The following is a 13,268-nucleotide window of genomic DNA, read 5'->3' as shown; positions in this document are numbered from 1 at the left end:
GCCCAATCAAAGACCTCAGGTGTTTAAGGACTATTCCCAGTGCCATCTTCCTTGGCGGCCTGATGCTCATCGCCTACGCATGGATGGTATTATGTTCTACTTTCATCCTTCGAGACTTAGAACGCGCTGCGCCATATAAATGGCCAGAAGAGAGAAACCCTCAAGCTATTTTTCTGGGGTTCTTTTTTATTTACTCTAAGGGCTAAAGTTAAGTAGAGTATTTGATGAGAAAAAAATTAAAATTGAATTATTGACTATTATTTTTTGTGAAATGACACAATCGAAAGGATCACAGAATAACCCTTTCGACGTTTAATCATGGTAGCTTTTTAAGTAATTTCTTAACTACGGGGGCTTTCCAACATATTAACACCCCAGATTCACCAAGATATTTATTTACCGCATCAAGCTCATTTTCTCGAACAGTCCATAACCATAAGCCATCGCTTAACTGCACTAATTTACCGTTATTCTCGCGACTTAATATCCATGATTTTAATTCTATATTTTTAACCATAATATCTAAGTGATAATCGTTAATTATATTAAGTGGATAAACCATTCTCAACATAGTTTTTCTATAACGTTCCTCACCTCTAAATCTACCTGGGCACTCCCTTTTGAACAAAGATGCATTTTCATATTGATATACGTTAACCATATTATCGCCAGTTGCATAGTATAGCGCTTTGGTAACCTTATCAGCATGATATTTAATACCATAATAAAATGTTATTTTTTCTGACAACACTTTCAAGAAGTTAGATATAACTTGAGAGTCATTGCTCATATATGGGTATTGTATGTCAATATAATTAAAGCCGCCAAACTCTTTGGTCATATAGCCAAAAGATGCATACCATGGCTGCTGTTCCATCTGTTCTGAATATATCCTAAACGCACTAACCTCTTTGTTTTTTATTTTTGCCTTCAAATCGGTTAATGTTGTTTCTATAATTTCATGATCACCTGAATGATCACCATCTTTTAACATCTTATAATAACCTGCTCCATTGATCTGGATATTAACACTGGAAAAAAAAAGCTCCGCTAGTGTACATACTGTTTCTGCTTCTATATTTTCGATGTTATACATAGCTATACCAGAATACATGCTCACTCCTTATATCCCTGAAATTAAATTGTCAAGTGTTGATTTGATATCCATTGCATTAAATGGATGTTCGAGAACAATAATTTCACCTTGCTGATTCAATGGCAAATTCCTTATCGCGGTATCATTATGGCTAGTAAGAGATGGGAGTTTTCTGCCCATATCCGTTTTGGATGCCAATTCTATGGCATGAACCTTTCCATCCATATCAATAGCCATAACATCCGGTCGCCGTGCTGAAACCCCTTTACCATTAGCGAAACTATATGATCTGTTTAAATAAATCTCTTTAAACTTACCACTCATAGCTAATTTATTTACTATTACTTCAGAGAACTGGTCGTGACCAGGAGTTCCGTCCCTCTGTCCTTTACCGAATATTTTTGTTCCATTCACTTCACGAATTTTACAAGGCTTAAGCCCTAAAGGATCTATCCATGACAACGGATTAGGTGCGTAATCATACGTATTCAACCCACCCGCCAGCCCTATCGGGTCCGGCTGGGTAAATCGCCCTGCTACGGGGTCGTAGTAACGGAAAAGATTGTAGTGTAGGCTGGTTGTAAAGCTCTAATACTAACTCAAGCCCGATCAACTTCGCCCAATCAAAGACCTCAGGTGTTTAAGGACTATTCCCAGTGCCATCTTCCTTGGCGGCCTGATGCTCATCGCCTACCCGTGGATGGTATTGATGTTCTAATCTAGACCTTCAGGGCGCAGCGATCGCTGCGCCATTGCAAAATGGCCAGATGGGGAAACCTTCTGGCCATTTTTTATTGGGAAACTTATTCAGTGAGTTCCTGCCACATCACAATAACTGCATATATGCCAAGCTTAGGTATATAAAGACGTTATTAAAAAATTGATTTCTAATCCACCGGGTAACTTATTCTTCAATTCATATAAACCGACTAAGTGTTATCCACAATGTATTTCCCCTCCTACATTGCATTAATCACTTTCTCTATTACGCTTAATAAAGCTGCCTCTGGCAGTCAATGATGGTAACAATTATTAGCTTATTATATAAAACTGAGGTTTATATGAAAAACACTCAAGAATTAAGAACATTAACGCTCGAAGAAATCGAAATGGTAAACGGCGCTGGTTTAGTAGGCAATGTTGTTTCTGGTCTCAATGGCGTAGTCAATTCGGTTGGTGTCTTGCCTCTAGAGGTTATAGAAAATACATACGCACTTGGAAGAGAGCAAGCAAGAAAACTGGTGGATGCAATTCTCTAGCGAGCATTCTCTTTAATACGGTTTTTATAGTCAATTAGACGACATCGCTAATAGATAGGTTGCATAGTGTTAATAGGGTCTGCTTTAGGTGGGCCTTCCTCATCATGTAATGAAAATAATATACATCCTTTTGGATGTCATTATTGCATAAAAGATATTTAATAGATCCCTAAACATAAATAATAACCGCCCTTGCTAACTCGCTTATTCCCTTAGCCCAATGATGTAACCCTAAAACCACCTTTAATAAAAATTAGATCTAAAAAAAATCATATAGAGGAAATGTAATCAGCGTCAAACACACCAATCAAATGAGAGATATATCTGGCAGGCTGGATTTCACTGAAAGTGAAAAATACCATCAAGGTATGCTCACCACCACTGCAAACTTTTGTACAAAATTCGACAAATTCTCCTTTATAAGTAAGTTTGTCAATTCCTCTACTATCAGCTTTCAATCCTTTTATATCTTTTGCAATAGTCTTTTGAGTGATCTTATCAAATTTATTAAAATTAGAAGATGAATACAACTGAAATTCAACCACACCGTCGCAATGTGGACATTTTACTGTGTTAGTTTTTTTTATAAAATCATTTTCCACACCATCATGCAGCAAAATTACTTTTTTAAATAAGTTATGCGACTTTGTATTTTCATTTGTCATATTTTTCTCAAAAAATCGTTTGTTACAAGATTCTCTATAGATTCCATTGTTTCATGCTGGGTACCTAAAGCTCTTTGACCAAGCAATGCTATCGCGGGTCCAAAGTTCACCTCAAGAGGCTTTAACACTTAATAAATTGAACAAGGTTTATTCAAAATATCATGCGGTAACCCCCTTCCTGCAAAAGATAAACTTAAAGGAGAAGGAATTAATTTATTATCATGGCATCCGCATAAGCGCCACACGCAACCTGTTCAATAACTTTTTATCATCAAGACAATCTACCGGTCTAGCCATGTCTAATGCATTGACATTTTTGTATATCCACTCTTTCGCACCAAGTCGACCAACCTTTCCCCATATAACTGTAGCAATATCTATATTTTCATTTAACAGTACGGCCAACTCAATAACCTGCTTGTGACCTTTGTATTCGGAAAATAAACTCGAGAACTCTTCCCAGTCTTTATCGCTTGTATAATACCTTTCCAACATTTCCATTTACTTGAATCCCATAAAAATAAAGCAAATAAAATCCTGTTGTTTTCTGTAAGTTTAGAAATTCTACAGAATCTTTTTTTACCTGATTACTGATTAATAAGTAACATTACATTTATAACCTTGCTCTAATCTGCATGAAAAAAGTAAGGCAAAGACATATTAAACTTTTAATTCGTCGATTAAAAATAATCGACAGAGCCTTGCCAGTGAAGACACAAGGAAAATTCTATAGTCGCATAGGTTTATAGTCCATTATTTTATCGGCTATATCACCACTTAGATCATTTTGTAAAATATAATTTTCAGCATCTGGCTCTGTCACAGTGTTGCAGAGAAAATCAATGTCATTATCTACTTCCTCTTAAGTACCCTCACAACACTGAATCCATTTTATTAATTTTACAAGTTTTATTCTTTGCATACTTATCTTGAACCAATTATACCTATACAATAAATCCAATCGAAAATAAAATTAACTGGGTACTTTTAAAGTGTTTCAATCAACTATCACATTGTGATGATTATTTATATTCACACCTTCCTGAAATCAGGGTGTACAAGCCAGGACTTACATTACAGATAAAAACTCGTATCTGGTATCGATTGATTGCCATCTATTATATAAAATTAGTTTAATTACCTAAATGGTTGTGCTCCATCTAGTGCATTTTCTTGGACTAAGACGAGCATTCTTTGAACATTACTATTAATATTAGACAATGTCTTTTCACGGCTGTACTCGGCAGATGCTCCCAACACATTCAATTTAATCAATTTCATCAAATATATTAATCTATGATTAAATTCATTATAGATATCCTGCCTCGTCCCATCCGTTATCGACTCATCTAGTACAACGCCCTCACCAGCCATAAATCTATTATGCACATTAATTTTAATTTTCTTTTCAATACCCTCACCGCGGTTTAATGCAGCCTTAATTATATCTAGTGAAGCCCTTCCCTTCTCATTATATCCAATTTGATTGGATATCTCTGCTCTTAAAGATATAGCAAACTCAATCCAAGTCCAATAATCATAATCATTATTGAAAGGAATTAGTGATAGCCGATCTGTAATTAACAACGAGTTCTCAACATCTCTTATAATGTAAAGAATATAAGAGACTTTGCATAAACCCTCAAGGACTCCCTTATCAGAAACGGTAAATCTTGAGTGAATATTACTAATTATCTTTTTTTAAATCTTCATTTTCTTTAGATAAATCTCTAAGAATTTGTGAACACTTCATTTTACTTACCCATATATTGATAAATTATTTCACTTTCATATCTCTAGAGAGCAATGAATTGCGCATATAGACCAATTTTCAAATTCGCAAAGCCATTACTCATTATGTAGAACTCGCTTGTTAGGCCTAACAGTATATCAACAGTGTTTCTCATCACTCCAACTTGAGCAACACCGCCGTGCTAATCCCACAACATTTTAGCAAGGTAACCACTGCCTTTGCCCAACAAGCGTAAGCCACAATATTTCATCCCTAATGGAGATTGGCACTAAGACGATTTGAGTTGAAATGTGCCTGCTTGATGAAACGCTCTCATCATCATTATTTTAGAGCATTGATATCTTGTTGTTAGCTCTCAATGAAATTCCATAGACTCACTTGTTCGTATCTACCTGTTACATAAATTAGCCATCATGATTTATCCCTAAGCTAAGTTCCCATAATAATTCGCTTTCACTTTTCTCTCGATTCTTAACCAATGAATAACCTATTCTCTTTGAACAATCATCTGTTAAGTAAATTTCGAAAGAATACTCCTTATTACGAGCGCACAATATTGAGATGGTTTCACAAAACAACTTATCTAATTTATTGATTAATGCATAGAATCCAAAGACTTCTATGTTATTTTTTTTGACAGAATCTGCATGTATTTGCAATTCTTCCAAAATTCTCAATCGAGATTTTTGCCTAACGATATATAAATACTTAAGATCCCTAGTCAAATCTAGGGAAAAGTCTTCCGAGGGAAAATGTTTTATGAGTAAATTACTTAAATTTTTATCGCATCCCTCCGTCATGTAATAACCTCGCATTATGATGTGGCGTGCTCGCAAGCTTTAAATGTATTGCTTCAAGGAAAGTCTTGACTATTATAGCATTAAAAAACAATCTTCATTTGGTAGAAATTTAGACCTTCAATTTACATACAGTACAGATAAATTTCATTATATACTCCCACTTAGAATTGTTGATTATTTAAATAAACCGATGTGTTCATGAGCCATAGCAGAAAAATAGACAATAACAGTTAGTAATTGAGCACTGAATTATCAAAGCTGTTCGAAACCTATGTTGGTTGGTGGAAATCTACTGACTATCGAGAGACACAGCTGATAATTCTTATACTTAGCTTACCTAGTCATGAATTTTGAATAACAATTTAAGATTATAATTATAAAAAACATCAATTAAATAATGAAACTATTATAAACGGGTGACACTTAAATTAGCCCCTTGACTAATTAACCGTAAACCCCTTTATCCTCGGCCTTTTCTATAAAGAGGTCTTGTAGGTTTCCTTGTATTTCTTCATTGTTATAGATGAGTTTAAAATCGTGTTGAATATTATCTGGGTAATGAGTGCCATCAAGTGTTCCCAATATTGTCGCTGCGCTATCCGCAATGACCATATCGATAAACATTAAAATCTGATCCTTATCAGGATCGCTCAGCTTCGCAAGAGCATTTCTCGCCTTAGCATAAACATCGTTGTCATTATTGATTGTTTTTTTCAAGGATTGCTTGTATCGCGCTGAATTCTCGTCAAATAGCTCTTTAAAAATTGCATTAACTACCAGCTCATCAAGATTCATAGTTTTCTCCTCACGCAAAGTAAGTAAAAATTACAAAAAAAGGCACATTCTATCGATTTAATGAATAGATTTATTTTATATCTCTCAAATTAACCTACAGCTGATAGCAATGAGCAGTCTGGACATAACAACATTTATAGCTCTATTGTGGCATAATCAATCAGCTATAGCGCTTAAGCTACCGCACGGCCTTAATAGTTTTATCTGCACTCAATTATAGTTCATTTAACTAGTTCCCCCCCCCTACCAATTAAAATTATCTATTATCTCCCCGAATATTTTCTCTAAACCCTATCGGGTCAACAGAGTAAAGCAACCAGCCACTTGGTCTTAGCAACCTATCAGGCCCAGATGCAGCATTACAAACTTTCTAATACTTCATATTTCAGTTATACGGAGTAAAATTTCTAACTACATCTTCCTCCCAATACACGTAAGCCATATATTTGTTTGAATAATCAATGGGTTAAACCATAGACATCTTCAGCTTCCGCATTTATTTCTAGACTACCGAGAGCGCCAAGATCTAAACTGTAAATTCTAACACTATTATCTTTTAAGCTTATAAAATATCCTAAATCACCATCCTGTCCTATTAATAAGTAGTCCGGCTCGACATTTTGCACTGTATAAACCCCTTCCTATCAACAAGATCTAGATAATTAAATATATAAATAGAGCCCCCCTACTATTATCTATCTCATAAATTTCTTTATCTTGTACCTCCTCAGACAGAAATTTCTTATAAGCATATGGTAATTCAACCCCTAGACTAATTTCTATGCGTTTTAACTCTTCTAAAATGTCATTTTTATCCATATACCATTGCCTTCATCATTAGACTCGAAACGGATTATATATGCTAAGATCCTGTTTAAGTATTGTAGCTTAAGGCCAGGAATGCATGATAAGAGCTAGATATAAAAAAACGCCGCTAAGCGGCGTTTCAGAGAATAAGAAATTAACAGGTTTTAACAGCTGATACTTCCCCAAGTGCGCCTTTCCCACTTGGCATTAGCCATCTATAATATCAATAGATAATTGGGCCATATCCCTGATACCTTCATTATCTGAAATTAAGGCGGACTTTAAACCTTTATTCAATTTAACATCTGAGAATGCCGTTGACACCTGAGTAAATCAATAGCTTAAACTGTATCCCATATAAATATTCTTCAATATTTTTTATTTCTATAATTACATCATCGTGTTGGCAACTATAAAAACATCCTCAACAACTTGATATACTCCATCTCCATTGCCATTGCCATAAGAGTTAAGGAAAAGAGATATTACGTTCTTACTAGGATGAGCAATCAAAAACTTCCCTACTTCATCAAATTTATCGATAAAATATTGTGTTAAATCGTCATTATCAGGTAATGTTGGAGATTTTAAAAAAACGATTCATTTCTTATCATGTTTTTAGTCGTAGAGTTTTGCATTTATACTTCCAAACAAGGGCGAGTTAGTGTTGAATTTACTTAGGACAAAATACTTCTTTGATATTAAATTTATCAATAAAAAACATACCATTTGCAGTTGCCTTTGACAAAATTAGTTATTTCTAAGAATATCTAAATCAATTTTAGATAATTTAATATTTTCAGATTTATCGCATCTTAATCTACTGAATACCAAATATATTTTTATCTCACATACTCGATAAAACACATCGACGCCAATCCTTATTCAAGATTAATCTTAAATTACCTCATACAGACCAAATAAGTTTCTGTTCTAATGCATTAGTTTATTTGAAATAAAAAATCATATCGTAAAATTTATTTAACAAGTATTTATTTTCGAGTTAATTATGCTCTATAAGTAAAATCTAGAATATTATCACTTAACCTACTCTAGCATTTTCATAGATAAGAGCATATCTAAGTTTATTTCTTAGGCGCTCGCCATGAGGAAAACTATTTATTATTCTCGCTCAAGTAGAACTTAAGATACTTTTCGGGCCTCCCTTTAAAAGCTCTTTCTTTCCCATATATATAAGCAGAATCAAAATACCCAAACGCTTCTTTAAGCTCATTTAACTCAAAACAAACCATCCCTAAAGCGATTAAAGGGGCTGTATTATTATCGGCATCATCGGAATCTAATTGTTTTAAAGCCCAATGTTTCGCCAAATCATATTCCTCCAAATAAAAATAAGCAGTAAAAAATGATCCAGCAAGCCAAGAGCTAATCATTTCCCAACCGAGTTTAGGTTCCGGCAATATACCCCAAGCTTTTTTATATAAAGAAATAGCTTCTTCATGTTTTTTTTTCGAATTTAATTCATTACCTTTTTCTATTATAGAAATAATTTCCACTTCCAACTCTAAGAAATTCTCACTAAGTTCTTTCATTTTACAATCCCTTCATAAAATATTGCGATGCTTCTGATGGGCCGATAAATTCAGAAGGATGCTTATATGTTTCCAATAATTTTGCACCTTGAGAGCGATTAAAACCATAATATTCTAATTCATAATTGTTCGGGTCCCGCATCCAAGTTCTGATTTCTCGAGCTTTAGCACCAAAGAAACCACCTCTTTTATTCCAATAAGATACAGCATCGGTAAGATGAGCCATATCAGCATCTTCAACAAGATACCATTTGCCATTTGTAGAACTTTTGAATCTCATATCTTCTCCAGTACCACGGATTCTCCCTTCAGCACGCATCCTTTCAATGACTGCCCTACCGGTTCGTGATTTTTTACCTGGTGTTCTTCCCATATATTGAAGTCGACAACTTTTCAACCCAAGCGGATCCACCCACCCCAGCGGCTCAGGCACATAAGAATAGGTATTCAACCCACCCGCCAGCCCTATCGGGTCCGGCTGGGTAAATCGCCCTGCTACGGGGTCGTAGTAACGGAAAAGATTGTAGTGTAGGCCTGTTTCCCTGTCCAGATACTGGCCTTGGAAGCGCAGGTTCTGCGGCACGGCGAGGTGGCTGGCGTGGGTTTCGTGCTCGGTTTCTCCCCAACTGCTGAAGCGGCCTTGCCAGACGATTTCACCGCGTTCATCGGTCATTCGCTCGGGCAGGCCATTCAGGTCGGTGTGATACCAAAACGTCTGCTGGCTATCTCCGGTAATGTCCACTCGAGCCAGCGGCTCCCAGCTTCCTTCGCTATACAGATATTGCACGCTGCGGTCCGGCGTGCGGCTGCTCTGCTCGCCCACCATCTGCAAACCTTGCCAGTGGAAGGTGATGATTTCCGCGTTGGCTTCCAGCTGGCCGTGGCGATGCAGAACTTTATGCGTTCGCCGCCCCAGCGCGTCATAGCGATACTGCACTCGCTGGAATTCCCGGTGCCCGGTTAGCCGCACCTCTGTCACCTGATGCTCGGCGTTATAGCTGAAGTGCTGCTCGACCGCGCTCTGATCGGCCTTGCGCCACAGCAGGCGTCCAAAACCGTCATACTCCCAGCGTGCGCCTTTGAGTCGGCGCAGCAGGTTGTGCCAGACCACCTGCCCCGGCGTGTCTGTGCGGTTGCCCGCCGGATCGAAGTGGAAACGCTCTTCACGCTCCGCGCCGATGCGGTGAGTCACCTGCCCTGCCGCGTCATAGCCAAAACGCTGCTGGCTGAAGCTTGGTCTTGAGTCGCTTTTTTCCACTGACATCAGCATCTGCTGCGCCACCTGATCCAAGCGATCCCACTGGTAGCGGCGTTCCAGCACCGCGCTGCGGCGCTTGATGATCCTTCCTGCCGGATCATAGGCCGTCTCCAGCGTCAGCGGACCTTGGCTGCGGCTTATCTCGCGATGCAGGCGATCCCGCTCGTAATCGGCGATCTCAGCCTTTTGCCCATCCAGCTGCCAGAGGCGCTGCAACAGATGCCCGCTGCCGTAGCGCAGAAACTTCTGAGTTGCTCCGTCCGGCCCCTGACTTTGCTGCAAATTGCCCAGCGCGTCGTACTGATATTGCCAGCGGCCGCCGTGGTTCTGCTCACTTTGCAGGTTGCCGAGCGCATCCAGCGTAAAGCTCAACTGCTCGTCCCACTCGGGTTCTACGCCCTGCTGCTGCGCGGCGCGGAGTTTGCCGCGCGCGGTGCGCTGTACGGTGACGTTGCGCGCCGCGTATTGGTAGCGAGTATAAGTCTCGGCGTTGCTTTTCGCGCTAAGCCTGCCCAGCAAGTCATATTCGAGATGTGAAACCAGCGGCTCCAGCAGTTCGCCGTGCTGCGCCAGAGGTTGTTGAGTGATAGAGGTGACCTGCCCGCGGTCGTCATAGCCGTAGCTTTTACGGCGTCCGGTGTAGTCGGTCTGCGCTAGCAGGCGTTCGCCGCTATCATAATCAAACAGCCAGCTGTCATTGTTTGGGTTAATCAGCCGAGTCAGGCGACCAAAGCGATCATAGTCGAAACGGGTCTGATGCCCCGCCGGATCGGTCTGGCAAATCACCTGTCCGCGCACGTTGCGCTGCAGTTTACGCTCGGAGAAACCGTCGATGTTCTCGCCGATCAGCTGCCCGTAAGCATCATATTCGTAGTGAGTCTCGCGGTTGTCGGCGCGGATGATAGCTTCAATGCGCCCCGCGCGGCTCCAGCGACAAGAGGTGGTATTGCCCTCGGCGTCGGTGGCGCTCAGCAGTCTGCCAGTTGCGTCATAGTGTTGATGGCTGCGGTAGCCCGAGCAGTCTTCATCGCTGATCATCTGGCCGCGCTCGTTCCACCAGAAGCGATGGGTGTTGCCCAGCGCATCGGTCTCGCACACCAAGTCACCCTGCGGGTTCCACTCCAACTGGGTGACGCCGCCCTGCGGGTCAGTGACCTTCACCACGTCGCCCAGCAGGTTGTGCTCATAACGCCAGCTCGCGCCGTCGGCTAATACTTCTTGCTCGGGCTGTGACCACACCGGGTGCCAGACGGTCAGACGAGTGTCGCCCAGCGGGTTACGCACCGCGCTCAGGTTGCCGCGCTGGTCGTAGCCATACTCCCAGCGTTCCTCCTCAGGGCCGATGGTGGCTTGCAGCAGCTCACCCTGATCCACCCACTCATACTGCCACTCGGCACCGTACATATCCGTCCAGCGGGTGATGCGATACAGCTCGTCCCACTGGTGGAAGCTGCTGCCGCTGGAAAGGCAGGTCACGGTGGCGTTGCGGGCCTGCTCGTCACTATCAATGATCCAGCTCTCGAGGATCTGCTGCTGGGCGTCGAGCACTTGATAGGCGTTAACCCGCCAGTAGCGGCTATCGGCTGCCGGTTGCCAGTCGTAGTGAACGGTCAGGCCAGTAGCGTAGCTGTGGGTAGCCAGCATATCACTGGCACGATCCCAGCTGAAACGTCGGGTGACCACCTCATCGGCATCGCTGACACTAACCAGCTGGCCCTCGTCGTTATAGCCGTAGCGCACCAGCAGATAGCGCTCGCCTGCTGCAATCTGGTGTACCGCCGCCAGCCGTCCGTGTTCGAACTCATAGCTCAGCTCGACCGACATCGCTTCATTATCACCGGCAATAGCAATCAGCTGACCGGCGTCATTCCAGGTCAGATGCTGGCAGTTGTCGTGGCGGTCATAGAGGCGGGCGATGCGCCATTCGCCTTCATGAGCCGGGTCCGGCTCATACAGCTGGTGCTCGCCTTCACTGGTTTGCAACACCACCACGCCGTCCAGCGTGCAGTAAAGGGTCAGGCCATCTTCTGTGAATTGAACGATATCGCCGGGACGAACCTCGCCCATATCCAGCTCGCGGCCAGAGATATCACGCCAGAGGAAGTGCAGCGCGCCATTTGCCGCGCGATAGCGAATCAGGCGGGTCTCAAACGGCAGCGTCCACCCCTGCCCCAGCATGCCAGTCGCCAGATTGCGGCTATGGTAAACACGCTGCCAGTAAAGCGGGATGCGATCTTCGAGCACGAAATCGAGGTCTTCAGCACCGGCGAGGATCTTCGCGCCGGTGGCGATATTGACTGGCAATGCTGTTTGCACTGCGCGCGGTGCCACCTCTGCCGCCAATTTTCCTGCCGCGCCGAAGATAATCGGGCAAGGAGCCGTGCGCAGCAGCCTGCGCGCCGCCATGCGATCAAAGGCTCTGCCCATGAATTGCAACAGCTGCTTCAGTTCACCACCGCCAACCAGCCCGCCGATAAACCAGGCGAGGAAGTTTTTGCCGCTGCGAATATCCTGCACCACGATGTTTTCGCCGCCGATGCGCACCCGCGGGTCTTCGGCCACTTCGATTTTGGCTTCACAGGTACTGCGGTCGCCGTCGCGCGCTGCTGGTTGGCCGTTAATCAGCACCTTCTTTGAGCCTTCGGCGAGGAAAATCGGCCCGCTGTGCTTGGTACAATCCACTTCGTCTTTGGTGGCGGCCGAGCTATGAGGGCTGGCGGACGCGACGGTCGGCTGGGTGATGTCTTTCCATAGATTGCTGAAGAATCCCCCCACGTCAGATGCCGTGGTACTGCTGATTTTATCTCCCAGCGCACTGAAAAAGGCTCCCGGATGCGCCACGGTTGAGGCAATGCCTGCCGCCATGCCCGCTGCGATCTCCCATGCGGATGGGCCTTCTTCTTCGCCACCGGCAGGCGCGTTGAGAAACTGGTGATCGACCGTGCCTGCCGCGCGGGCCGCAGGTTTGCCCATGATATGCACATTGTCTGAGCCGCTGGAGATCTTGGCGTCCGGCGGCCCCCGCAGACCCAGCGAACCTAGCAGGTCATCTACCGCCCCGCCGACAGCATTGCCCCAGCGTTCAGGAAAACCGTTGGCGATGGCCCCGATGGTCAGGCCGATACCCAGCGCGACACCGAAGCCACTCGCCACCATGGCGGTACTTGCCATAAAAATCCCGGCGTAAATGGCCCCTTCCACCACGCCGCTGACAAAGTCACTGATCAGCGAACTATGAACCAACGGATCGTCGATTCTCGCTGCAACCTTATCTGCCATGGA

The 13,268-nt window shown here is 42.7% G+C and carries 12 protein-coding genes and 1 pseudogene; 2 read left to right on the top strand and 11 right to left on the bottom strand.

From position 1 onward, the window contains the following. A partial coding sequence (locus SBO83_RS12400) for a hypothetical protein (RefSeq protein WP_396131708.1) occupies positions 1-206 on the top strand: 206 nt, incomplete at its 5' end. A gap of 110 nt (positions 207-316) precedes the next feature. Here SBO83_RS12400 and SBO83_RS12395 read toward each other — a convergent pair. Then, the gene (locus SBO83_RS12395; protein WP_396131707.1) at positions 317-1,114 is read right to left on the bottom strand and encodes a hypothetical protein; all 798 of its coding nucleotides are present in this window, start codon (positions 1,112-1,114) and stop codon (positions 317-319) included. Positions 1,115-1,123: 9 nt separating this feature from the next. After that, a pseudogene (locus tag SBO83_RS12390) lies at positions 1,124-1,675 on the bottom strand (RHS repeat-associated core domain-containing protein); the annotation flags it as partial. Positions 1,676-2,157: 482 nt separating this feature from the next. Here SBO83_RS12390 and SBO83_RS12385 point away from each other — a divergent pair. Further along, positions 2,158-2,355, top strand: coding sequence for a hypothetical protein (locus SBO83_RS12385; protein WP_396131706.1), 198 nt, complete (start codon positions 2,158-2,160; stop codon positions 2,353-2,355). Between the two features lie 269 nt (positions 2,356-2,624). Here the strand turns inward: SBO83_RS12385 and SBO83_RS12380 are convergent, their stop codons facing one another. From SBO83_RS12380 to SBO83_RS12340, 9 genes are all read right to left on the bottom strand, one after another. Beyond that, positions 2,625-3,020 carry a hypothetical protein gene (locus SBO83_RS12380; protein ID WP_396131705.1) on the bottom strand — a complete coding sequence of 132 codons (396 nt, stop codon included), beginning with the start codon at positions 3,018-3,020 and terminating at the stop codon, positions 2,625-2,627. Then, the gene (locus tag SBO83_RS12375) at positions 3,017-3,130 is read right to left on the bottom strand and encodes a hypothetical protein (protein WP_396131704.1); all 114 of its coding nucleotides are present in this window, start codon (positions 3,128-3,130) and stop codon (positions 3,017-3,019) included. Before SBO83_RS12375 ends, SBO83_RS12380 begins: the two co-directional genes overlap by 4 nt. Positions 3,131-3,239: 109 nt before the next feature. Then, positions 3,240-3,521 (bottom strand): hypothetical protein, encoded by a 282-nt coding sequence (locus SBO83_RS12370; protein ID WP_396131703.1) that lies wholly within the window; start codon positions 3,519-3,521, stop codon positions 3,240-3,242. A 636-nt stretch (positions 3,522-4,157) separates the two neighbouring features. Then, positions 4,158-4,703, bottom strand: coding sequence for a DUF6707 family protein (locus SBO83_RS12365; RefSeq protein WP_396131721.1), 546 nt, complete (start codon positions 4,701-4,703; stop codon positions 4,158-4,160). 1,314 nt (positions 4,704-6,017) lie between these two features. Then, positions 6,018-6,368: a hypothetical protein gene (locus tag SBO83_RS12360; protein ID WP_396131702.1), complete on the bottom strand. Its 351-nt coding sequence runs from the start codon at positions 6,366-6,368 to the stop codon at positions 6,018-6,020. Between the two features lie 458 nt (positions 6,369-6,826). After that, positions 6,827-6,994, bottom strand: a complete 168-nt coding sequence (locus SBO83_RS12355; RefSeq protein WP_396131701.1) for a hypothetical protein — start codon at positions 6,992-6,994, stop codon at positions 6,827-6,829. Between the two features lie 28 nt (positions 6,995-7,022). Continuing rightward, the gene (locus SBO83_RS12350) at positions 7,023-7,187 is read right to left on the bottom strand and encodes a hypothetical protein (protein WP_396131700.1); all 165 of its coding nucleotides are present in this window, start codon (positions 7,185-7,187) and stop codon (positions 7,023-7,025) included. Positions 7,188-8,290: 1,103 nt separating this feature from the next. After that, complete coding sequence (locus SBO83_RS12345) at positions 8,291-8,728, bottom strand: hypothetical protein (RefSeq protein WP_396131699.1); 438 nt, start codon at positions 8,726-8,728, stop codon at positions 8,291-8,293. Between the two features lies 1 nt (position 8,729). Further along, positions 8,730-13,265 (bottom strand): RHS repeat-associated core domain-containing protein, encoded by a 4,536-nt coding sequence (locus SBO83_RS12340; protein WP_396131698.1) that lies wholly within the window; start codon positions 13,263-13,265, stop codon positions 8,730-8,732. Positions 13,266-13,268: the final 3 nt, after the last annotated feature.

The organism is Ewingella allii (assembly GCF_044430645.1).
GTDB classification, from domain to species: Bacteria; Pseudomonadota; Gammaproteobacteria; order Enterobacterales; family Enterobacteriaceae; genus Ewingella; species Ewingella allii.
This window is presented reverse-complemented; position numbering and strand designations above follow the sequence as displayed.

Excerpts from the sequence above, each read along its gene's own strand:
- SBO83_RS12385 (WP_396131706.1), top strand. The coding sequence starts at position 2,158 with ATGAAAAACACTCAAGAATTAAGAACATTAACGCTCGAAGAAATCGAA.
- SBO83_RS12380 (WP_396131705.1), bottom strand. The coding sequence starts at position 3,020 with ATGACAAATGAAAATACAAAGTCGCATAACTTATTTAAAAAAGTAATT.
- SBO83_RS12360 (WP_396131702.1), bottom strand. The coding sequence starts at position 6,368 with ATGAATCTTGATGAGCTGGTAGTTAATGCAATTTTTAAAGAGCTATTT.
- SBO83_RS12345 (WP_396131699.1), bottom strand. The coding sequence starts at position 8,728 with ATGAAAGAACTTAGTGAGAATTTCTTAGAGTTGGAAGTGGAAATTATT.
- SBO83_RS12370 (WP_396131703.1), bottom strand. The coding sequence starts at position 3,521 with ATGGAAATGTTGGAAAGGTATTATACAAGCGATAAAGACTGGGAAGAG.
- SBO83_RS12350 (WP_396131700.1), bottom strand. The coding sequence starts at position 7,187 with ATGGATAAAAATGACATTTTAGAAGAGTTAAAACGCATAGAAATTAGT.
- SBO83_RS12395 (WP_396131707.1), bottom strand. The coding sequence starts at position 1,114 with ATGTATTCTGGTATAGCTATGTATAACATCGAAAATATAGAAGCAGAA.
- SBO83_RS12340 (WP_396131698.1), bottom strand. The coding sequence starts at position 13,265 with ATGGCAGATAAGGTTGCAGCGAGAATCGACGATCCGTTGGTTCATAGT.